Raw genomic sequence first — 20529 nt, 5'->3', positions numbered from 1 at the left:
GCCCTCATAATTGGGCCATGCCCAACACCCTGCCACCCTGCCAGCCCCGGTCCCGCGCCGACCTGTTCTGGTCCTTTACCTGGCTGGCGCTCCAGGGCTTTGGCGGCGTAATGGCCATCACCCAGCGCGAACTGGTCGATCGCAAGCGCTGGCTCACGCGCGAGCAGTTCGTGGAAGAATGGGCCGTAGCGCAAACGCTGCCCGGGCCGAATGTCATCAATTTGTGCATTGCCTTCGGTGCCCGGCATTTCGGGCTGTCCGGCGCACTCGCGGCCATGGCCGGCATGCTGGCGGCGCCGATGGTCATCGTCTTGCTGGTCGCCTTGCTCCATGCGGACCTGGCCGGTCATCCCGTGGCCCAGGGTGCCTTGCGCGGAATGGGCGCCGTCGCTGCCGGACTGGTCACCGCCACCGGCCTGCGCCTGGCCAGTGCCCTCAAGACCCATCCTCTCGGCCTGCCCCTGGCGGCTGCCATCGCCGTGCTCGCCTTCGTCGCCGTCGCCCTGCTGCGCTGGCCGCTGATCTGGGTGCTGCTGGGCCTGGGCAGCTTGAGCTGCGTGCTTTCCTACCTCCGCCTCGGCCACCGGGCCGCCACGCGACAGCAGCCATGACCATCACACTCACCAGCGCCCAGTGGCTGGATATCTTCCTGCAGTTTCTCTCGCTGTCGCTGCTGGCAGTTGGCGGGCCGATGAGCACCGCGCCCGACATGCACCGCTACCTGGTGAGCCAGCACCACTGGCTGAGCGAAGCGCAGTTCAACTCTTCCATCGCGCTGGCCCAGGCCGCGCCCGGCCCCAATGTGCTATTCGTCGGGCTGCTGGGCTGGAATCTCGGCCTGAATGCCGCTGGCGGCCTCGCTGCCGGACCGCACGCCCTGGTGCTGGCGCTGTTCGGCCTGCTGCTGGCCATGACGGGTTGCATGCTGCCGGCACTCGTGCTGGCCTACCATGCCAGCCGCTGGGCGCAACGCAACCGACAGCGCCGTGCGGTGCGTGCCTTCAAGTCCGGCATGGCTCCGCTGGTGGTCGCGCTGATGATCGCCACCGGCTGGCTGCTGGCCGCCGCACACGACCATGCCAGACAGGACTGGCGACTCTGGCTGCTGACGCTGGCCGCCACCCTGATCGTCTGGCGCACGCAGGTGCACCTGCTGTGGCTGATCGCAGCGGGTGCCCTGCTGGGCGGACTGGGCTGGGTCTAGCCGCCCGGTTCACCCCTGCAAATCAGGCGGATTGCCCATCCACCCCGGCGCTGGCAAAACTCGCCATGTCGCGCAGCATGGTGCAGGCGGATTCGAGCAGCGGCCAGGCAATCGCCGCGCCCGAGCCTTCGCCCAGACGCATGCCCCAGTCCAGCAGCGGTCTGGCGTGCAGCACCTCGAGCATGTACTGGTGGCCTGGCTCGCCGGAACGGTGCGAGAAAATGCAGCGCTGCAGCACCCTGGGCTCGATCTTCGCGGCCACCAGCAGGGCCGAAGTGACGATCACGCCATCGATCAGCAGCAGGCGGTCTTGCGCCGCCGCCTGCAGCATCGCACCCACCATGGTGGCGATCTCGAAACCGCCGAGGGCTGCCAGTGCATCCAGCGCATCCCCGGTATCCGGGTTTGCTGCCAGCGCTTCGCGCAGCACCGCAATCTTGTGCCGCACCCCTTCGGAGTTCAAGCCGGTGCCGGCGCCGGTGCAGTCCACCAGATCCACCCCATGCAGGCGCGCCAGCAGCAGCGAGGCCGACGAGGTGTTGCCAATGCCCATCTCGCCCAGCATCAGGGCATTGCCCGGCAGGCTGCGCACCAGCTCCTGGCCGTTGCGGATCGCCTGCAGGCATTGCTCCATCGTCATGGCCGGGCCCTGGCTGCAATCGGCGGTGCCTGGCGCCACCTTGCAGACGCGCAGGGCCGGACGCGGCGCAAAATCATGCGCCACCCCGCAATCCACCACGGTCAGGGCAATGCCGTGCTGCCTGGCCAGCACACTCACGGCGGCGCCCCCGGCCAGGAAGTTCTCCACCATCTGCCAGGTCACGTCCTGCGGAAACGCCGACACGCCGCGCTTCACCAGGCCATGGTCCCCGGCAAACACCACCATCTGGGGCTGCTCCAGAACGGGGCGTGTGCTCTTGCGGATCATGCCGATCTCCAGCGCCAGATGCTCCAGCGCGCCCAGCGAGCCGAGCGGTTTGGTCTTCTGGTCGATGGCGCGCTGCAGTTCGGCGCGCAGTTCGGCATTCTCGAGGTCCAGCACAGGATCCAGTTCCAGACGCATGGTGATATTTCTCCCAGTCAGTACAAGCAATCAAACAAGCAGTTGGCGCAGCACGGGCGCGCCAAAATGCTCTTCCACAAAATCGGCAGCGCGCTCGAACACCGTATCCAGCGCTACGGGCGCACTGCCGAACAGGGCCTGCAGCACGGCCGGCTGCTCCAGCAGTCCGTGCAGATACAGGCCCAGCACATTCCCCGCGTGGGGAATATCCGAGGTCGCAGCGCCATTGGTCCAGCCGATGACCTTGCCATCGGCATCCTGCAGCGCTTCGTGTGCCACATGGCCGGTGCGCACCATGGCCGCATGGGGCGCGGTCTGGCCCATGTGGATTTCGTAGCCCGCCACCGCCATGCCCGCCAGCGGCGCCCAGGCGCCTTCCAGGGGGGCGAAGCGCGCCTGCGTGCGGCACACCGTCTTGCGCGATTCGAACAGCGTCACCAGCGGCAGCAGGCCGATGCCCGGCCCGTTGCCGCCCGCACCCCGTGCCTCCACCCCTTCGAGATCGATCACGGCTTCGCCCAGCATCTGCAGGCCGCCGCACACGCCCAGCACCTTGCCGCCGCGCACCGCATGCTGGCGAATGGCGGCATCCAGCCCCCGACTGCGCAGCCACTGCAGATCGGCCGAAGTGCTCTTGCTGCCGGGCAGGATGATCCAGTCCTGCGCCCCCAGCGCAGCCAGCTGCTGCGCCTGGCGTACCCAGCGCACGCGCACGCCGGGCAGCTGCCGCAGCGGCTCGAACTCATCCAGGTTGCTGATGCGCGGATAGGCCACGATGGCTACCGTCACCGTGGCTTCCTCGCCACCGGTGGGCGCGTCGTCGAACACGCCGTCCTCTTCCGGCAGGCCATGGCCGCGCCACATGGGCAAGGTTGCCAGCACCGGCACGCCGGTCATCGCCTGCAGCATGTCCGGTGCCGGCGCCAGCAGGCTGGCATCACCGCGGAACTTGTTCAGCACGAAGCCGCGCAGCAATGCGCGATCCGCTTCGGGCATCAGTGCCCAGGTACCGTACAGGTGGGCAAAGGCGCCCCCGCGATCGATATCGGCCACCAGCAGGCAGGCCGCCCCGGTATGGCGCGCCACCCGCAGATTGACCACATCGCTGCCCATGAGGTTGATCTCGGCAGGCGAACCCGCCCCTTCGATCACCACCACGTCATTCTCGGCACGCAGCGCGTCGAGCGCTGCGGCAATCTGCGGCCAGACCTTCTCGCTGCGGCCGCGCCAGGGCATGGCTGTCAGCTCCGCATCCACCTGTCCCAGCACCACCACCTGGCTGCGCGTATCCGCCTCGGGCTTGAGCAGCAGCGGATTCATGCGCACTTCCGGCTCGGCGCGCGCAGCCAGGGCCTGGAAATACTGCGCGCTGCCGATTTCGCCGCCATCCGGACAGGCCGCCGTGCCGCCCACCACGCGCGCGTTGTTGCTCATGTTCTGCGCCTTGAACGGCGCCACACGCAATCCCTGTCGCGCATACCAGCGGCACAGCGCCGTCGTCAGCCAGCTCTTGCCCGCACCGCTGGTGCAGCCCAGCACCATCACGCACGGCGCCAGCCGGCGGCCGGATGTGTCCGCCGCCTGAGTCGCCCTGGCCGGCATGGCGTGTCCCGGCGCCCCCTCGCTCCGGCCTGCACCCTGCTGTATTCCGTTCATGCCTTCAACTCCTGCATCACTTCCGTCCAGGCATGCACCAGCGCCTGCTGCGCCTGCGGCGTGTGCACGCACAGGCGCACATGGCCCGGCAGGCCAAAACTGCAGCAATCACGCAGCTTGACTCCGCGCGCACGCAGCGCCTGCGTCAGGCTGTGCCAGTAGGGACTCAGCACGCGCAATGCCGAGGCATCCGCCTGCATGCCGTCCCACCCGCCGCTCGCATCGCAACGCGGTTGCGCCGGCTCGCCCCGCCCGCCCGGCACGTCCGGCTGATCGAACAGCAGCAGCGGCCAGGGCAGGCGCATCACGCCAAAATTTGTCTCGCTTGGAATCGCTTCCCAGCCCAGCATCTGCAAGCGCGCCATCTGCTGCAGTTTCCAGCTGCGCAGGATATACCGTGCCTCGTTCATCCAGCGCTGCGTCATGGGCGAGCACCAGCTTTCCAGCAGCGCCACGCCGTGCGCGCCCGTCGGCCACGACGGCCCCAGCTGCGCAAACTCCGCAATTGCGCCACGCTCCGCATGCAGCGGCGCAATGGCATAGGCGCCACGGATGCCGCACACACCCAGCGCCTTGTTGGGCGTCCAGAGCTGCCAGACCGCATCCCGGTCCAGTTCGGGAGCCAGCGGCTTGAACGACAACTGCAGCGGCGCGTAGGCACAATCCAGCACCACGATCGCTCCGGGCTTGCGCAAATCCCAGTCTTCCGGCAGGGTCAGCGCCTGGCCCAGCGGGCTGGACGGTGCACAGAGCCAGACCAGGTCCGCCTCGGCAATCATCTCCGTGCGCTTCAGCCCGACCTTGCTGGATGCCACGGCGTAGTCGCCGTAATGGAACTGCGGCATCCAGCTTGCGCCATGCGGATGGCGCAGGGCCGTCCAGGCCGCCAGCCGTGCAATCAATTCGCTGGCACTGGCACCGATCACGATGCGCTGCACTTCCACGTCATGGAACTCGGCCAGCTGCTCGCGCAGGCGCCGATAGGTGGGATCGGGATAGCGCGTGGCATCGGCCGCATTCAGCGCCTCCATCGTGTACGGGCACGGCCCGGCCGCATTGCTGTTGGTCGAAAAATCCCACGGCGCGGCCCCCATGGCATCGGTGCCGCCGTGCGCCGCAACCATCATGGTGTCTGTCATGCAGCCCTCCCCTGCCAGCCATGAAAGGCCAGCGCTGCGAACAAGATTGTGATTCCGAGCAGGCCCAGCACGGCCACTCGCGTCATCTGCACGGCGCGCGGCACATGGCTGGCCTGCGCCGCCTGTCCCGCCGCATGCAGGGTGTATACGCCCGGCTTGCGCAAGCGCACATCCAGGACCATCGCCATGGCGGCCATGGGCCAGCCACTGTTGGGTGAGGGCGTCCGCCCTGCCTCCTGCTGCAGGCGCTGCAGTGAACAGCGCGTCGGCCGCATGCCGGACAGCAGCAGCGCCAGTCCGGTGATGCGTGCGGGCAGCCAGGCCAGCACGTCATCGACACGCGCCGCCCATTTGCCCGCCCATTCCCAGACCTGGCCGCGGTAGTCGCCGCGGTAGCCCCACATGGAATCGGCCGTATCGGCATAACGGAACAGCGCCGCACCGGGCAGACCCAGCAACGCAAACCAGAACAGCGGCGCAATCACGGAATCATTCAGGTTCTCGGCGAGGCTCTCGATGGCGCTCTCGCGCACCTGCTCTTCGCCCAGCTGCGTCACATCACGGCTGACGATGCGCGCCAGTTGCTGCTGCCCTTCCTGCAGGGAACGCCCCAGCGCCACCTCCACCGCCGCCACCTCGTCGGTCAGCATGCGCCAGGCCAGCAACGGCTTCAGCGCAATGCCCAGCAGCAGGGCGGCCCAGCCCCACGGCAACTGCAACAATAGCCATTGCAGCGCTCCTGCCACTACCAGCACAAGCAACGCACCGCCCCACCAGGCCAGTGCTCCGCGCCAGAAGCTCGGCCAGTCAGCCTCGTGCGGGCGCACCCGCGCCTGCAGCCAGCGCCCGGCACGGCCCAGGTAGTTGCCCATCCAGACAACCGGGTGCCAGCGCGGTGGCGGCTCCCCGATCCACTGGTCGATCATCAGGGCAAGCAGCACGGCTGCAAATCCGATCCAGAGTCCGTGTGGTCCTGTCATGGCAACACTCCTGCCGGGTCGGTAGCATGCACGGCACCCGCAAGGGTGCCGCCGCGGATCAGTGTCCCGACTTTCCCGCCGTCATGCCCAGACGCTCGATCAGCTTCAGGTCGGCTTCCACATCGGGGTTGCCGGTGGTGAGCAGCTTTTCACCGTAGAAAATGGAGTTGGCACCAGCCATGAAGCACAGCGCCTGCATGGTATCGGCCATGGCACTGCGGCCAGCCGACAGGCGCACGCGCGCCTTGGGCATGGTGATGCGGGCCACGGCGATCATGCGCACGAACTCCAGCGGATCGATGTCTTCGGTTTCGGCCAGCGGCGTGCCCTCGACCTTCACCAGATTGTTGATCGGCACGCTGTCCGGATAATGCGGATGCAGATTGGCCAGCTGGCCGATCAGCTCGGCACGCTGGCGACGGCTTTCGCCCATGCCGATGATGCCGCCGCTGCAGACATTCACGCCCACGTTGCGCACGTTCTCCAGCGTGTCCAGACGGTCCTGGTAATCGCGCGTGCTGATGATGTTGCCGTAGTTCTCGGGCGCGGTGTCCAGGTTGTGGTTGTAGTAATCCAGACCGGCTTCCTTGAGCTGCTCGGCATGGTCCTTGGTCAGCATGCCCAGCGTGCAGCAGGCTTCCAGGCCCACGTCCTTCACCGTCTTGATCAGCGTGACCACGTTCTCGATGTCGCGGTCCTTGGGCGCGCGCCAGGCCGCACCCATGCAGAAACGCGTGGCACCCGCGGCCTTGGCCAGCTCGGCGGCCTCGCGCACCTTGTCGGCTTCCATCAGCTTGGTGGCATCGACGCCGGTGTCATAGTGCACCGACTGCGGGCAGTAGCCGCAATCCTCCGGGCAGCCGCCGGTCTTGATCGAAAGCAGCGTCGCAAATTCCACTTCGGCCGGATTGAAGTGCTCGCGGTGCACCTGCTGTGCCTTGAACATCAGCTCGGGGAACGGCAGCGCAAACAGCGCCTCGATATCCTCCACCGCCCAGCGGTTGGTGCTCTGCGGCACCGGCTGGTTGTTGCGCGGGGCGCAGAAATGCACGGTCTGCTCGCCGCCGGTATGGCAGGTGGCGGGGGAATGGGTGACAGGAGTGTCCATCTTCGGGCTTTCTCTACATCAATCGGAAGAATCGCAGCACGCATTGTCCGCTACCGGGCTTTGCCCAGGCTGACAAAGCCCCTGCAGGAACGGGGCACTGTGGCCCCAGCTATTGTCAAAAACCACATCCGCCAGCGGCATGCGGCTGGCCCAGCGCTGCTGCTGCAGCATGGGCGCATCATAAAACTCGGGCACCGGGCCGATGCACAGCAGCGCCAGCGGGCTGGCCCCTTCGGGCAGCTGCAGCAAGGCACCCAGCTCGTCGGGATCGAAAATCGACACCCAGCCCACGCCCAGCCCCTCCGCACGCGCCGCCAGCCACAGGTTCTGCAGCGCGCAGCCGACCGAAGCGATATCCATATAGGGCATGGTGCGCCGGCCGAACACATGGCGCTCGCGCCCGTCCGCCAGGCATACCGCGATCAGCTCGGCCGCCTCGCGGATCCCTTCGACCTTGAGCTTGAGAAAATCCTCCTCGCGCTCGCCCAGCGCACGGGCCGTGGCCACGCGTTCGCGCTCCACGCAGCCATGGATGCGCTCGCGCAGCCCCGCATCGCTGATGCGCAGAAAGCGCCAGGGCTGCATGAAACCCACGCTCGGCCCCGCATGCGCCGCCAGCAGCAGGCGCTCCAGCACCTCGGGTGCCACCTGCGCGCCCGGCGTGAAATGACGCATGTCGCGCCGCTGCGCCATCACGCGGTAGATCGCATCCCGATCCGCCGCCGGATAGGCATGCGATGCATCCTGCGGCACGGCAGTCGGCAAGGCTGCAGCCTCACCCGATGATGCGTCCGGGGCGAAAGGCAGGCTCGTCATGGTCTTGCTCACCAAATCCGCTCAGTCCTCGATCCCGCGCTGTGCCGGAATGCCGGCATCGAACGCATGCTTGACCGGGCGCATCTCGGTCACGGTATCGGCGATGTCGACGATCTCCTGCGGGCAGCGGCGGCCGGTCAGGCACACATGCACATCGCGCGGACGGTTCTTCAGCGTCTCCACCACATCTTCCAGCGGCAGCCAGCCGTACACCAGCGGATAGGTGATCTCGTCGCACACCACCAGGAAATACTCGCCGCTCAGGATGGCGGCCTTGGCCTTTTCCCAGCCGTCGCGCGCCAGCTGCGCGGACTTTTCCAGATCCTGGCTCTTCCAGCTGAAGCCGTCGCCCAGCCCTTCCACGGGCACGCCGATCTGCTCGAACATGCGGTGCTCGCCAAAGCGGGCGCTCGGCACCTTCATGAACTGGTAGATCTTCACCTTCTTGCCGCGGCCGGTGGCACGCAGCGCCAGGCCGAAGGCCGCCGTGCTCTTGCCCTTGCCATCGCCGGTGTTGACGATCAGGATGCCGCGGCGTTCGCCATCCGACTTCTCGTACGGCTTTTCCTTGGGCGGTTCCTCGATTTTCATGGCAGGTCCTTTCAGTCGGAAGATTTCAATGTCAGCGGCAAGCCTGCCGCCATCAGGGTGACGTGGCTGCACACTGCCGCCACGCGCTGGTTGAGTTCGCCGAGCGCGTCGACAAAGGCACGCGTCTCGCGGCCGAGCGGAATCACGCCCAGACCGATTTCATTGCTCACGATATACAAGGGGCCCGGCCAGGCCCGGATGGCCTCCAGCAGATCGGCAACCGCGGCCTCCAGCCGCGCAGCATCGGCGACCGGCTGCACATCCTCCTGCTCCAGCGGCATCAACTGCTGCGTCAGCCAGAGCGTGAGGCAGTCCAGCACCAGTGCCACCTCCGGCGCACCATGCTGGCGCAACAGGCCGGGCACGTCCAGTGCGCCGCCCCACTCCGCAGCCTGCAGGGTCTGCATGCGCGGCACGCGCCGGGCGCGATCCTGCTGGTGGCGCGCGATGCGCTGCTGCATTTCCTCGTCCCAGGGCAGTGCCGTTGCCAGATACAGGGCACGGCGCCCCGCATCCTGCTCCAGCCAGCGCGCCACCAACTGCTCGGCGCGCACCGTCTTGCCGGATTTCTGGCCGCCCAGGATCAGTTCGTGATGCCTCATGCCGCCCTCCACGGCTGCGCACGGCGCACGCCAGGGCGCAACCCGTTCAGGAGAGAAAGACCAAGAGAGAAAATGTCCGCCAGCACCGGCACCAATGCCACCATGAGAAAAGCCCGGAAAACCGCTGGCGCCCCGCCGCTGCATTCCGTTCCGGCGCCGGCCCGCAGGCAGGCGCCCCAAATCAAGCTTGCTGGCCGGTATCCGGGCTGACGGCATGGCAGCGCTGCCTTCCCGGCACCTGGCCAGTGGCGTGCGAGAACACTGCGGCAGCCGCTTCACAACCCGGGCTGCGCCGTATCACCGTTGCGGGGGCAGCGCAGGCCTGTGCCCTGCCAGCCATCCCGGCAGGACTCCTGCTTCCCGTTTACCCGGCGGCCACAACGACCTGCCAGGCACCAGCAATCCGGATATTGTAGGACGATTCGCCCCGTCCCTGAGGAAAGCCCCCATGGCGTCCCGGCGCCATCATCTACAATGTGCAACAAAGGGCCAGGCCTGCAGCTGCAGGCCACGCCAGCTATCTTGTTGCCTGTCGTTCCCGTGCCATGACCACTCCCCTCACCCCGCTCTCGCTCGACCAGGTCGCAGACCGCATGGAGCACATGCTGCTGCGCTACCAGGAGCTGCAGAAAACCGCCGCCCTGCTCCAGGGCCAGCTGCAGGAAGTTATCCAGGAGCGGGATTCGCTCAAGTCGCGCCTGTCGGCCGCCCGCGCGCGCGTCGACGCCCTGCTCGCCCGCCTGCCGGCCGAGCCGGTGGCAGCGCCGGCCGCCCCGGCGCCCGCCATGGCCAGCGTCTGGGGCCAGCAGCCCCCTGCCGCACAGCCTTCTTCTGCCAAGGATGATCCGCAATGAAGCAAATCGAAGTTCCGATCATGGGCCAGGCCTATGTGCTGGCCTGCCCGGAAGGTTCCGAAGACCGCATGACCGAGGCAGTGCAGCGCGTCGACACCGCCATGTGCAAGATCCGTGATGCCGGCAAGATCCGCGCACGCGACCGCATCGCCGTGCTCGCCGCCCTCAACATGGCCTTCGACCTGATCGAGAAGGAGCAGCAGATTGCCGCCATGCCCGCCCCCGCCGCCGAAGGCGAGGTACAGCCGGCCGAGTTGGTGCACCCCCGCATGCAGGCCCTGCTGCAGCGCATGGACGAGGCGCTGGCCGAGGACGGCCGCCTGATCTGACAGCCGTACACAACGCGCGGGCTTTTACATCTGCAAATTTCCCACGCGGGCGAATTTCATCCTAAAATGAAGGCGTCTGCAGCGAGCTTGGCTTTATATTTCCTTGAACCAATGCTCTCTGAGCCCGGGCTTGGTAGATCGCTCGGCCAGCGTGATCATCTCGCGTTAGATGAACCCAAGGCCTTGCTGCCCTCGCCCACCTGAACCCCTCCGTTCAGGATGACGGTCTGGCTCTGCTGCAGACACCTCTCAGCCGTCTGGCGCCCCTCGCGACAGACCCCAAGCCGCCCACCAGGGCGGCTTTTCGCGTTCGGAGCTCCGAACGCCTCAGCAGATTTCCCGCCATGATCCTCGAACCCATCACCATTGTCGAACTGGCCGCGCTCGGCCTCACCGGCGGCTTCATGGCCGGCCTGCTGGGCGTGGGGGGCGGCATGGTGCTGGTGCCCTTCATCACCTGGATCCTGGCCAGCCGCGGCGTCGACAACGAACTGGCCGTGAAGATGGCGATTGCCACTTCCATGGCCACCATCATCTTCACCTCCATCTCCAGCGTGCGCGCCCACCACAAGCGCGGCATGGTGCGCTGGGATCTGGTCAAGGGTATCGCCCCGGGCATCATGATCGGCGCACTGGTCGTCAGCATCGGCGTGTTCGCCCTGCTCAAGGGTGCCTGGCTGTCCGTGGTGTTCGGCGTGCTGGTGATCCTGGCGGCGCTGCAGATGTTCCTGGATCGCAAGCCCAAGCCCACGCGCCAGATGCCCGGCCGTGGCGGCCAGATGGCGGCCGGCAGCGTGATCGGCTTCCTGTCCGGCCTGCTCGGCGCCGGCGGCGGCTTCCTGAGCGTTCCCTTCATGACCTGGTGCAACGTCGCCATCCACAACGCCGTGGCCACCAGCGCCGCCCTGGGCTTTCCGATCGCGGTGTTCAACGTGATCGGCTACGTGCTGGGCGGCTGGAGCGTGGCGGGCCGGCCGGAATGGTCGGTTGGCTACGTCTGGCTGCCAGCCCTGGCCGTGATCGCCAGCTGCAGCGTGCTGATGGCCCCGCTGGGCGCACGCACCGCGCACGCCCTGCCGGTCAAGACCCTCAAGCGCATCTTCGCCGGCATCCTGATGCTGCTGGCGGTCAGCATGCTGATCAAGGGTATCCGCCTGCTGGGCGCGTAAACCTCAGGGCGTGGTGCACCACGGCGCCTGATCATGCATCAGGCCCATCCACAGCGCCACGCCGGCGCTGATGGCCAGCGCCAGGCCAGCCAGGCGAATGCCCCATTCGCCATCGCCCAGCTTGCGCATGCGCAGCAGCAGCCACGGGCCCGCCATCAGCGACACGCTGGTGCCCAGCACGAACAAGGCCATCACGGCTGCCCCCTGCCATACCACGCCGGTCAGGGCCGCCACCATCAGTGCCGAATACAGCAGGCCACAGGGCAGGAAGGCCCACAGCATGCCCACCAGCACCGGCCCGAAAGAACCGCCGCGCTGCTGCAGGCGCTTGATGCGCTCCCACACCTTGCGCGCCGAGCGATCCAGCCAGGCCGGCTGCCGCCCCTGGAACATCAGCAACACCCCGAGCACCAGCGCGGCGACGTGGATCGTGCTCCACACCGGCCGCAGCGCGGCACTCTGCACCGTCAGCCAGCCCAGGCCCTGCATGGTGGCCGCGGCCAGCGCGCCCAGGCCGGCATAGCCCAGCACCCGCCCCACCTGGAACAGCCCCATGGCCGTATTCTGCTGCGCCGGCCGTTCACCGGCCGTGACGCCGATCCCCGCGCATGCCGCGCCGCACATGGCAATGCAGTGCGGGCCGCCCGCCAGGCCCATCAGCAGGGCCGTGACGATCAATGATGCTTCCATACTTCTCTTTCATGCAAAACGGCCGGCACGGTATGCACCGGTGCCGGCCTTGCCATGGCAGTCCCTCTCACCCTGCCGGGTGTCTGCCACCGATCAGATGATTTTAGAGAATTTCACGCGGGTGCGGTCCGCCTGCAGGTACTTGTCGAACACCATGGCCACGCCACGCACGAAATACCAGCCCTGCTCGGTGACGGTGATGCCGTTCTCGGTGATGCGCACCATGCCTTCCTCTTCCTTCTGCCCGAGCATCTCCAGCTCGCGCGCGAAGTAATCCTTGAAGTCGATCAGCCAGGCCAGGTTGATCGACTCGTAGTCGATCTCGCCCTGGCACATGATGGCCATGATGACGGCGCGGCGGATCAAGTCGTCTCGCGTCAGCGCCAGGCCACGCACCACCGGGAAATGGCCGCGCTCGACCGCGTCGTAGTAGTCTTCCAGCGTCTTGGCGTTCTGGCTGTAGGTGGCGCCGATGCGGCCGATGGCCGAAACGCCCAGGCCGATCAGGTCGCAGTCCGGCTGCGTGCTGTAGCCCTGGAAGTTGCGGTGCAGGCGGCCTTGGCGCTTGGCAATGGCCAGTGCATCATCGGGCAGCGCAAAGTGGTCCATGCCCACGTACACGTAGCCGGCATCGCCAAAGGCCTTGAGCGATTGCGACAGCATCTCGATCTTTTCGCCACCGCTGGGCAGCGTGTAGGCATCGATGCGGCGTTGTGCCTTGAACCGCTCGGGCAGATGCGCGTAGGCATACAGCGCAATACGGTCCGGCCGCAACTCGTTCACCTGCTTCAGCGTGCGTGCAAACGAGGCCGCGGTCTGCTGCGGCAGGCCGTAGATCAGGTCGACGTTGACCGACTTGAAGCCGATGCGGCGCGATGCCTCCACCAGCGCAAACACCTGCTCGGCCGGCTGGATGCGGTGCACCGCCTTCTGCACGTCCGGGTCGAAGTCCTGCACGCCGAAGCTCAGGCGGTTGAAGCCCAGGTCGAACAGGTTCTGCAGGCGTTTTTCATCCACCGTGCGCGGGTCCACTTCCACCGAGTATTCGCCGCCCTCTGCCAGTTCAAAGGCCCCCCGGATCATGCCCATCAGCTGACTCAGTTCCGCATCGTCCAGGAAGGTGGGCGTGCCGCCACCGAAGTGCAGCTGCGACACCACCTGCCCGCGCCCCAGATGCGCGACATGCAGGTCAATCTCGCGCTGCAGATAACGCAGGTACTCGGTGCCGCGCTCGCGGTGCTTGGTGATGATCTTGTTGCAGGCGCAGTAGTAGCACAGCGACTGGCAGAACGGCACGTGCACATAGATCGACAGCGGCAGCACATGGCCCGGCCGGGAATTGTGCCGCTGCTCCAGCGCAGCGATGTAGTCGCTCTCGCCAAAGGCCTCGACAAAACGGTCAGCCGTGGGATAGGAGGTGTAGCGCGGGCCAGCAATGTCGTAGCGGGCCAGCAATTCTGGGGTGAGGATGATCTGTTCGGTACTGCTCATGGTCTCGGGCATTCTAAGTGAGCAAGCGCCAGCATAACCCCTTGCTGCACAAAAGCCTGAACGGTTGCGGGCGCTGCCATGCTGTCATTGCGGGTATCTACTTTGCCAGCGAAATGCCCCTGCAGCCATTGATATGTATCAACCCCTCTTTTCCGCCATGCGATAATCGGCACTTTCCATGACAAGGATCAAGTGCGCAATGGCGCGCGCCCCGGATAGCTGCATGTCTCCTTCGCTCCCCAAGTCTTACAAAGTGGCCTGCTCGAACTGCAATCTGCGCGAGCTGTGCATGCCCATGGGTCTGAGCGAGGCAGAACTGCGCTATATCGACAACATGGTCGGTGCCCGGCGCAGGATTCCGCGTGGCGAACCGCTGTTCACGCACGGTGACCCGTTCAAGGCACTCTACGCCATCCGCACCGGCTTTTTCAAGACCACGGTCACTGCGCAGGACGGCCGCGACCAGGTCACCGGCTTCCAGATGGCCGGCGAGATCGTCGGGCTGGACGGCATCGTGCACGACCGCCACACCTGCGATGCGATCGCGCTGGAAGACTCCGAAGTCTGCGTCATGCCCTATGACGAACTCGAGGCGCTTTCCCGCGAAGTGACGGTGCTGCAGAACCACGTGCACAAGATCATGAGCCGCGAGATCGTGCGCGACCAGAGCATGATGCTGCTGCTCGGCAGCATGCGCGCCGAGGAACGCCTGGCCGCCTTCCTGCTCAATCTGGTGCAGCGCCTGCATGCGCGCGGCTTTTCGCAATCGGAACTGGTGCTGCGCATGACGCGCGAGGAAATCGGCAGCTACCTTGGCCTCAAGCTGGAAACGGTGAGCCGCACCTTCTCCAGGTTTGCCGAACAGGGCATCGTGGAGGTGCGCCAACGCCACGTGCGCATTCTGGATACGGCAGCGCTGCAGCAGCTGGTCAGCCAGCACCACCCCGAATAGCCCGGCAGCACTGCACGAGCAAGCACCAGCGGCGGTGGTGCCGCCCCCATCAAAACAGGAATGCCGGCACGCAGCCGGCATTCTTCACGGAAGCGTCGATCAGCGCGACGCCGGAACGCCTCCCGTGGCGGCATGATTGCGCGCCCGGTTGGCAGGGGTGAATTGCGCCCCCTGGTCGGACAGGCCGGGCGTTTCCACCTCCCGGCTCTCGATCAGCACCTCATTGGGCGAATGCGCGATGAAGTACCAGGTGATCAGGCTGGCGATGATGACGGCCACCGGGCCGCCCACCACCATCCATACGATCGGATACTTCCACCACGACCGGCCCTCTTCGGGGTGAGGGACCTGACCACGGGACGAAGCATCCGGGTTGCTGGTTTGCATGCGTGACTCCTGGCTCATCATTTCGGTACCAGGAAGGCGGCCTTTTCGGTCACCATGGCATCGCTGCCGGTTTCACGGATATCCAGGTAGATCGGGTGCGAACCCGGCTCCATGGAACCCACGGGAATGCGCACGGCGACCACGTGCTGCTCGACCTGGGCCGGGCCGATGGTCATGTCTGCCCCTTCGGCAATGGTGGCGCCGGGCAGTCCGTTCACGCGGATCTCGTAGTTCTGCTCGCTCTCGGTGGTGTTCATCACGCGCACCAGGTACACGTTCTCGATCTTGCCGCCGTCGACGATGCGCGACATCACGCCACGGTCGCGGATGATGTCCACCCGCATCGGCTTGCGCATGCTCAGGCTGGTCACCAGCGCAGCCGCAATCAGCACCAGGATGCCCGTGTAGACCAGGATACGGGGACGCTTGATCCGGTTCCAGATCTCGCTCTTGCCCCAGTTGTTCTTCATCGCGTTCTCGGTGGAGTACTTGATCAGGCCACGCGGGTAGCCGACCTTGTCCATCACCTCGTCGCAGGCATCCACACAGGCGCCGCAGCCGATGCATTCGTACTGCAAACCCTTGCGGATGTCGATGCCGGTCGGGCAGACCTGCACGCACATGGAACAGTCGATACAGTCGCCGAGCGCAATCGTGCTGCGATCGACCTTCTTGGAGCGCGGACCGCGCGGCTCGCCACGGTTCTCGTCATAGGTCACGATCAGCGTGTCGGGGTCGAACATGGCGCTCTGGAAGCGAGCGTACGGGCACATGTACTTGCAGACCTGCTCGCGCATGAAGCCGGCGTTGCCGTAGGTAGCGAAACCGTAGAAGAAGATCCAGAAGGTTTCCCAGTTGCCCAGGTTCCAGTGCGCGAAGTTGCCGATCAGTTCGCGGATGGGCGAGAAATAGCCGACGAAGGTCAGGCCCGTCCAGACCGCAATCGCCAGCCAGATCAGGTGCTTGCCGCCACGCTTGAGGATCTTCTCGCCCGTCCAGCCGCTCTTGTCCAGGCGCATGCGGGCACTGCGGTCGCCTTCCATTTTGGCCTCGACCCAGAGGAAGATCTCGGTGTAAACCGTCTGCGGGCAGGTGTAGCCGCACCACAGGCGCCCTGCCACCGCCGTGAACAGGAACAGCGACAGTGCGGAGATGACCAGAATGCCCGTCAGGTAGATGAAGTCCTGCGGGTACAGCACCAGGCCGAAGATATAGAACTTGCGCGCACCCAGGTCGAACAGCACGGCCTGGCGCTCGCCCCAGTTCAGCCAGGGCAGACCATAGAACACGATCTGTGTGAGCCAGACGAAAATCCAGCGCCAGTTGGTGAAACGACCGGAAATCGAACGCGGATGGATCGCCTTGGATGCCGCAAAAAGCGAACCGCCGGTAGCGGCCGACATCAAGGTGTCCTTCTCGATCGGGATGACCTTTTTTTCCGGTGCCGGTTCAGGCGTTTGCTTTTTCTCGGGGACTTCGTTGGACATAGTGTGTGTTCCAGACTGCCTTACTTACATGAACCCGAATATGATAAGACGATCGGGCGTCGCCATATGAAAAAACCGCCATGACCTTTGATCGAAGTCATGGCGGTGCATTATCCCGTGCACAGGTTTTCCTGTGCACATTGTCGGTTACTTGTTGGAAAGGCTCCACACATAGGCCGACACCAGGCGGATCTGCTCGGGCTTGAGCTTGGTGTGCCACTCGGGCATCACGTTGATCTTGCCATTCGTGATCTGGTTCACGATGTTGGCTTCGCTCGGAACGCCCATCAGCCAGACCGAGTCGGTCAGGTTGGGCGCGCCCAGCGCCGTGTTGCCCTTGCCATCTGCGCCGTGGCAGGCCGCACAGGCCATGAATTTGCCCTTGCCGACAGAGGCTTCAGCCGAGTCGTGCGGCAGGCCGGACAGGCTCATCACGTAGTGGGCCACCGCCTTGGCATCGGCGGGCGTGCCACCGATGGCCTGGATCTGGGGCGGCATGTTGCCGTTGCGACCCTTGGTGATGGTTTCCATGATCTGCTCGGGCTTGCCGCCCCACAGCCAGTCGTTGTCGCTCAGGTCGGGGAAGCCGTTGCCACCCTTGGCGCTGGAGCCATGGCACTGCGCGCAGTTGTTCAGGAACAGGCGCTGGCCCATGCCGTTGGCGTCCTTGTCCTTGGCGATCTCCTCGATCGGCATGGCGGCGTACTTGGCGAACAGCGGTGCCACCTGGGCATCACCCTTGGCCATCTCTGCCTCGTACTGGCCCTTGGAGGTCCAGCCCAGCGAACCCTTCATGTTGCCGAAGCCCGGATACATGAAGAAGTAGGCGATGGCAAAGAAGATGGTCAGCCAGAACATGCCCACCCACCAGCGCGGCAGCGGGTTGTTGATCTCGCGCAGGTCGCCGTCCCACACGTGGCCGGTGGTCTTGTCTTCGGCGGTTGCAGCGCGCGCCTGTGCGCCGAACAGCAGCACAGCCACACAGAAGATGATGCCGAAAGCGACGATCGCCATCACCCACAGTGACCAGAAGGAACTGATAAAGTCACTCATTTTGTATCCTCAGTATGTTTTTGGGGGCTCGGAGCCTCTTCCGGACCGAACGGCAACTGGGCAGCCTCGTCGAAGCGGTGCGTGTTGCGGCGGGAATAGGCCCACCAGCCGATGCCGATGAATGCGGCAAAACTCAGCACCGTCGTCAGGCTTCTCAGGTCGTTGATGTCCATGTGGAAGAAACTCCTCGTCCCTTGTTCTGTTTACTGCAGGGCAACGTCGACGCGACGTGCCTGGCCACCCTGGCCGGCGTTGTTATCCGCAGGCTTTTGCAGGTCGATCTGGTCTTCGGCCACGCCGTTGGCCTTCAGCAGGTCACGCACGGCAAAGGCACGCTGTTTGGCCAGTTCGGCATTCTTGGCGGGATCGCCAGTTGCGTCGGTATAACCGCTGATGACGGCCTTCTTGCCGGCCTTGACGCCGGCGATCACGTCAACCAGCGCGTCCTTGCCGCCGGCAGCCACTTCGGTCTTGCCGGTTGCAAAGAAGAACTGCACGACGCCGTTCTCGACCATCACCGCGGCCTGGTCTTCGGCCGGAGCGGTTACGGCAGCAGGTGCAGCAGCGCTGGCTTCAGCGGCAGGCGCAGCAGCCGGGGCCGGTGCTGCAGCCGAAGCCGGGGCAGCGGCCGGAGCGGGTGCTGCGGCAGCCGTGGGCACGGCAGCCGTCATGGCATGGCCGAGCGACTGCAGGTAGGCAATCACGGCTTCCATTTCGGTCTTGCCCTTGACGGCAGCGCCGGCGCCGGCGATGTCGGCATCGGTGTAGGGCACGCCCAGCTTGCGGAGGGTGGCCATGTGGGTACCGATGGTCTGGTCATTCACCAGGTTCTTTTCCAGCCAGGGGTAGGCCGGCATGTTGGACTCGGGCACCACGTCACGCGGGTTGAACAGGTGCTGGTGGTGCCATTCGTCGGAATAGCGGCCACCCACGCGGGCCAGGTCGGGACCGGTACGCTTGGAGCCCCACTGGAAGGGGTGATCCCACACGGACTCGCCAGCCACGGAGTACTGGCCGTAGCGCAGGGTTTCCGCGCGGAACGGGCGCACCATCTGCGAGTGGCAGTTGTAGCAGCCTTCGCGCTGGTAGATGTCACGGCCGGCCAGCTGCAGGGCGGTGTAGGGCTTGAGGCCCGGCACCGGCTGCGTGGTGGACTTCTGGAAGAACAGCGGCACGATCTCGACCATGCCGCCGAAGGCGATCACGATCAGGATGAGCACGATCATCCAGAAGTTGCTGGTTTCCACCTTCTCGTGGCTCAGGCCACCGGAAACGGGATGATTAGCGTTAGCCATTTTTATTCTTGCTCCTTAGGCGTGTGCGGGATTGAGCGCCGGGATCTGGGTCGTGACGGAACGGCCTTTGCTGGCGGTCATCAGGGTGTTCCACAGCATGATGCACATGCCGCCCAGGTACAGCACACCGCCCAGCAGACGGATGGCATAGAACGGGAAGGTGGCCTTGACGCTCTCGACGAAGGTGTAGGTCAGGGTGCCGTCGGCATTGATGGCACGCCACATCAGGCCCTGCATCACGCCGGCAATCCACATCGCGGCGATGTACAGCACGATACCGATGGTGGCGGTCCAGAAGTGGACCTCGATCGCCTTGACGCTATACATTTCCTTCTTGCCGAACAGCTTCGGAATCAGGTAGTACAGGGAACCCATGGTCACCAGACCCACCCAGCCCAGGGCGCCGGAGTGCACGTGGCCCACGGTCCAGTCGGTGTAGTGGCTCAGCGCGTTGACGGTCTTGATGGACATCATCGGGCCTTCGAAGGTGGACATGCCGTAGAACGACAGGGACACGATCAGGAAGCGCAGGATGGGGTCGTCACGCAGTTTGTGCCATGCGCCGGACAGGGTCATGATGCCGTTGATCATGCCGCCCCAGCTGGGAGCCAGCAGGATCAGGGAGAACGTCATGCCGACGGACTGGGTCCAGTCGGGCAGCGCCGTGTAGTGCAGGTGATGCGGGCCGGCCCACATGTAGGTGAAGATCAGTGCCCAGAAGTGCACGATGGACAGGCGGTAGGAGTACACCGGACGGCCAGCCTGCTTCGGCACGAAGTAGTACATCATGCCCAGGAAGCCTGCAGTCAGGAAGAAGCCCACGGCGTTGTGGCCGTACCACCACTGGACCATGGCATCCTGCACGCCGGCGTAGGCGGAGTAGGACTTCATCAGGCCGGCAGGCAGTTCTGCGCTGTTGACCAGGTGCAGCACCGCGATCGTCAGGATGAAGGCGCCGTAGAACCAGTTGGCCACGTAGATGTGACGCACCTTGCGGGTGCCGATGGTGCCGAAGAACACGACGGCGTAGGCCACCCAGACCAGCGTGATCAGGATGTCGATGGGCCATTCGAGTTCAGCGTATTCCTTGCTGGTGGTGTAACCCAGCGGCAGGGAAATGGCGGCAGCCAGAATGACGAGCTGCCAGCCCCAGAAGGTGAAGGCAGCGAGCTTGTCGCCGAACAGGCGCACCTGGCAGGTACGCTGGACGACATAGTAGGAAGTGGCAAAAAGGCCCGAACCACCGAATGCGAAGATCACCGCATTGGTGTGCAGCGGACGCAGGCGGCCATAGGACAGCCACGGAATGCCAAAGTTGAGCTCAGGCCAGGTCAGCTGTGCGGCGACGATCACGCCAACCAGCATGCCGACCACGCCCCAGACGACGGTCATTATGGCGAACTGGCGTACAACCTTGTCGTTGTACGTAGTCGCCTGCATATTGGAGAAATTCATTTTCACCTCTTTCTAAAAAAACCCTGCCAAGCGTAATCTTATCCGTAAAACACAACTTGACACACATCAATCCTGCTTGAAGATGCGCTGCCCTTCGGCCTCGATGTCCTCGAACTGGCCGCTGTGGATCGCCCACCACAGTCCCGCCAGAATGAAGAACACCAGTCCCACCGACAGCGGTATCAAGAGATAGAGAATGTCCATAGGC

The 20529-nt window shown here is 65.2% G+C and carries 23 protein-coding genes, 1 pseudogene and 1 riboswitch; of the genes and pseudogenes, 6 read left to right on the top strand and 18 right to left on the bottom strand.

The features are described from left to right. Nucleotides 1–17: 17 nt before the first annotated feature. Nucleotides 18–611, top strand: a complete 594-nt coding sequence (locus KKQ75_RS01320) for a chromate transporter (protein ID WP_213359230.1) — start codon at nt 18–20, stop codon at nt 609–611. Beyond that, on the top strand, nt 608–1204 hold the full coding sequence (locus KKQ75_RS01315) for a chromate transporter (RefSeq protein ID WP_213359227.1): 597 nt from the start codon (nt 608–610) through the stop codon (nt 1202–1204). The genes KKQ75_RS01320 and KKQ75_RS01315 overlap by 4 nt, the downstream gene beginning before the upstream one ends. A gap of 22 nt (nt 1205–1226) precedes the next feature. Here KKQ75_RS01315 and cobT read toward each other — a convergent pair whose 3' ends face one another. The 8 genes from cobT to KKQ75_RS01275 form a co-directional block, all read right to left on the bottom strand. Then, nucleotides 1227–2267, bottom strand: a complete 1041-nt coding sequence (cobT, locus tag KKQ75_RS01310) for a nicotinate-nucleotide--dimethylbenzimidazole phosphoribosyltransferase (protein WP_213359225.1) — start codon at nt 2265–2267, stop codon at nt 1227–1229. A gap of 30 nt (nt 2268–2297) precedes the next feature. Then, nucleotides 2298–3809: a cobyric acid synthase gene (locus KKQ75_RS01305; RefSeq protein WP_213362622.1), complete on the bottom strand. Its 1512-nt coding sequence runs from the start codon at nt 3807–3809 to the stop codon at nt 2298–2300. 110 nt (nt 3810–3919) lie between these two features. Beyond that, nucleotides 3920–5062 (bottom strand): aminotransferase class I/II-fold pyridoxal phosphate-dependent enzyme, encoded by a 1143-nt coding sequence (locus KKQ75_RS01300; protein WP_250130961.1) that lies wholly within the window; start codon nt 5060–5062, stop codon nt 3920–3922. Continuing rightward, entirely contained in the window at nt 5059–6042 is a 984-nt protein-coding gene (gene cbiB, locus KKQ75_RS01295) for an adenosylcobinamide-phosphate synthase CbiB (RefSeq protein WP_213359218.1), read from the bottom strand. The genes KKQ75_RS01300 and cbiB overlap by 4 nt, the downstream gene beginning before the upstream one ends. A gap of 58 nt (nt 6043–6100) precedes the next feature. After that, a complete protein-coding gene (gene bioB / locus KKQ75_RS01290) occupies nt 6101–7150 on the bottom strand; it encodes a biotin synthase BioB (protein ID WP_213359215.1) in 1050 nt (349 codons plus the stop codon). Between the two features lie 18 nt (nt 7151–7168). Next, nucleotides 7169–7843, bottom strand: coding sequence for a 5,6-dimethylbenzimidazole synthase (gene bluB / locus KKQ75_RS01285; RefSeq protein WP_250131102.1), 675 nt, complete (start codon nt 7841–7843; stop codon nt 7169–7171). A gap of 144 nt (nt 7844–7987) precedes the next feature. Beyond that, nucleotides 7988–8557: a cob(I)yrinic acid a,c-diamide adenosyltransferase gene (cobO, locus tag KKQ75_RS01280; protein ID WP_213359209.1), complete on the bottom strand. Its 570-nt coding sequence runs from the start codon at nt 8555–8557 to the stop codon at nt 7988–7990. A gap of 11 nt (nt 8558–8568) precedes the next feature. After that, nucleotides 8569–9159, bottom strand: a complete 591-nt coding sequence (locus tag KKQ75_RS01275; protein WP_213359205.1) for a bifunctional adenosylcobinamide kinase/adenosylcobinamide-phosphate guanylyltransferase — start codon at nt 9157–9159, stop codon at nt 8569–8571. A gap of 175 nt (nt 9160–9334) precedes the next feature. Next, nucleotides 9335–9574: riboswitch (cobalamin riboswitch) on the bottom strand. 130 nt (nt 9575–9704) lie between these two features. On the opposite strand from KKQ75_RS01275, the gene KKQ75_RS01270 reads away from it, so the two are divergent. From KKQ75_RS01270 to KKQ75_RS01260, 3 genes are all read left to right on the top strand, one after another. Next, nucleotides 9705–10013, top strand: a complete 309-nt coding sequence (locus KKQ75_RS01270; RefSeq protein ID WP_213359199.1) for a DUF904 domain-containing protein — start codon at nt 9705–9707, stop codon at nt 10011–10013. Next, nucleotides 10010–10342, top strand: a complete 333-nt coding sequence (locus tag KKQ75_RS01265) for a cell division protein ZapA (RefSeq protein WP_213359189.1) — start codon at nt 10010–10012, stop codon at nt 10340–10342. Before KKQ75_RS01270 ends, KKQ75_RS01265 begins: the two co-directional genes overlap by 4 nt. Before the next feature lie 344 nt (nt 10343–10686). Beyond that, complete coding sequence (locus KKQ75_RS01260) at nt 10687–11511, top strand: sulfite exporter TauE/SafE family protein (protein ID WP_213359186.1); 825 nt, start codon at nt 10687–10689, stop codon at nt 11509–11511. Between the two features lie 3 nt (nt 11512–11514). Here KKQ75_RS01260 and KKQ75_RS01255 read toward each other — a convergent pair whose 3' ends face one another. Both KKQ75_RS01255 and hemN read right to left on the bottom strand, forming a co-directional pair. Then, a complete protein-coding gene (locus KKQ75_RS01255; RefSeq protein ID WP_213359183.1) occupies nt 11515–12201 on the bottom strand; it encodes a sulfite exporter TauE/SafE family protein in 687 nt (228 codons plus the stop codon). Nucleotides 12202–12294: 93 nt separating this feature from the next. Beyond that, a complete protein-coding gene (gene hemN, locus KKQ75_RS01250) occupies nt 12295–13692 on the bottom strand; it encodes an oxygen-independent coproporphyrinogen III oxidase (protein ID WP_213359180.1) in 1398 nt (465 codons plus the stop codon). A 223-nt stretch (nt 13693–13915) separates the two neighbouring features. Here hemN and fnr point away from each other — a divergent pair, with 223 nt between their 5' ends. Beyond that, a complete protein-coding gene (gene fnr / locus KKQ75_RS01245) occupies nt 13916–14644 on the top strand; it encodes a fumarate/nitrate reduction transcriptional regulator Fnr (protein ID WP_213359170.1) in 729 nt (242 codons plus the stop codon). Nucleotides 14645–14743: 99 nt separating this feature from the next. Here the strand turns inward: fnr and KKQ75_RS01240 are convergent, their stop codons facing one another. From KKQ75_RS01240 to ccoS, 8 genes and pseudogenes are all read right to left on the bottom strand, one after another. Further along, on the bottom strand, nt 14744–15031 hold the full coding sequence (locus KKQ75_RS01240; protein ID WP_213359167.1) for a nitrogen fixation protein FixH: 288 nt from the start codon (nt 15029–15031) through the stop codon (nt 14744–14746). 17 nt (nt 15032–15048) lie between these two features. Further along, nucleotides 15049–16518 carry a cytochrome c oxidase accessory protein CcoG gene (gene ccoG / locus KKQ75_RS01235; RefSeq protein WP_434087715.1) on the bottom strand — a complete coding sequence of 490 codons (1470 nt, stop codon included), beginning with the start codon at nt 16516–16518 and terminating at the stop codon, nt 15049–15051. Between the two features lie 147 nt (nt 16519–16665). After that, nucleotides 16666–17571 (bottom strand): cytochrome-c oxidase, cbb3-type subunit III, encoded by a 906-nt coding sequence (gene ccoP, locus KKQ75_RS01230; RefSeq protein ID WP_213359158.1) that lies wholly within the window; start codon nt 17569–17571, stop codon nt 16666–16668. Next, on the bottom strand, nt 17568–17744 hold the full coding sequence (locus tag KKQ75_RS01225; RefSeq protein ID WP_213359150.1) for a cbb3-type cytochrome oxidase subunit 3: 177 nt from the start codon (nt 17742–17744) through the stop codon (nt 17568–17570). The genes ccoP and KKQ75_RS01225 overlap by 4 nt, the downstream gene beginning before the upstream one ends. 30 nt (nt 17745–17774) lie before the next feature. Next, nucleotides 17775–18086, bottom strand: a complete 312-nt coding sequence (locus KKQ75_RS13015) for an OmpA family protein (protein ID WP_250131101.1) — start codon at nt 18084–18086, stop codon at nt 17775–17777. Between the two features lie 153 nt (nt 18087–18239). Next, nucleotides 18240–18866, bottom strand: a pseudogene (ccoO, locus tag KKQ75_RS13010) (cytochrome-c oxidase, cbb3-type subunit II); the annotation flags it as partial. 15 nt (nt 18867–18881) lie between these two features. Continuing rightward, nucleotides 18882–20321 (bottom strand): cytochrome-c oxidase, cbb3-type subunit I, encoded by a 1440-nt coding sequence (gene ccoN / locus KKQ75_RS01215; RefSeq protein ID WP_213359145.1) that lies wholly within the window; start codon nt 20319–20321, stop codon nt 18882–18884. A 66-nt stretch (nt 20322–20387) separates the two neighbouring features. Beyond that, nucleotides 20388–20525: a cbb3-type cytochrome oxidase assembly protein CcoS gene (ccoS, locus tag KKQ75_RS01210; RefSeq protein WP_091816006.1), complete on the bottom strand. Its 138-nt coding sequence runs from the start codon at nt 20523–20525 to the stop codon at nt 20388–20390. Between the last annotated feature and the right edge of the window lie 4 nt (nt 20526–20529).

The organism is Brachymonas denitrificans (genome assembly GCF_907163135.1).
GTDB lineage: Bacteria > Pseudomonadota > Gammaproteobacteria > Burkholderiales > Burkholderiaceae_C > Brachymonas > Brachymonas denitrificans_A.
Note: the sequence above shows the minus strand (reverse complement) of the source record. Positions and strands in the feature narration are given on the sequence as shown.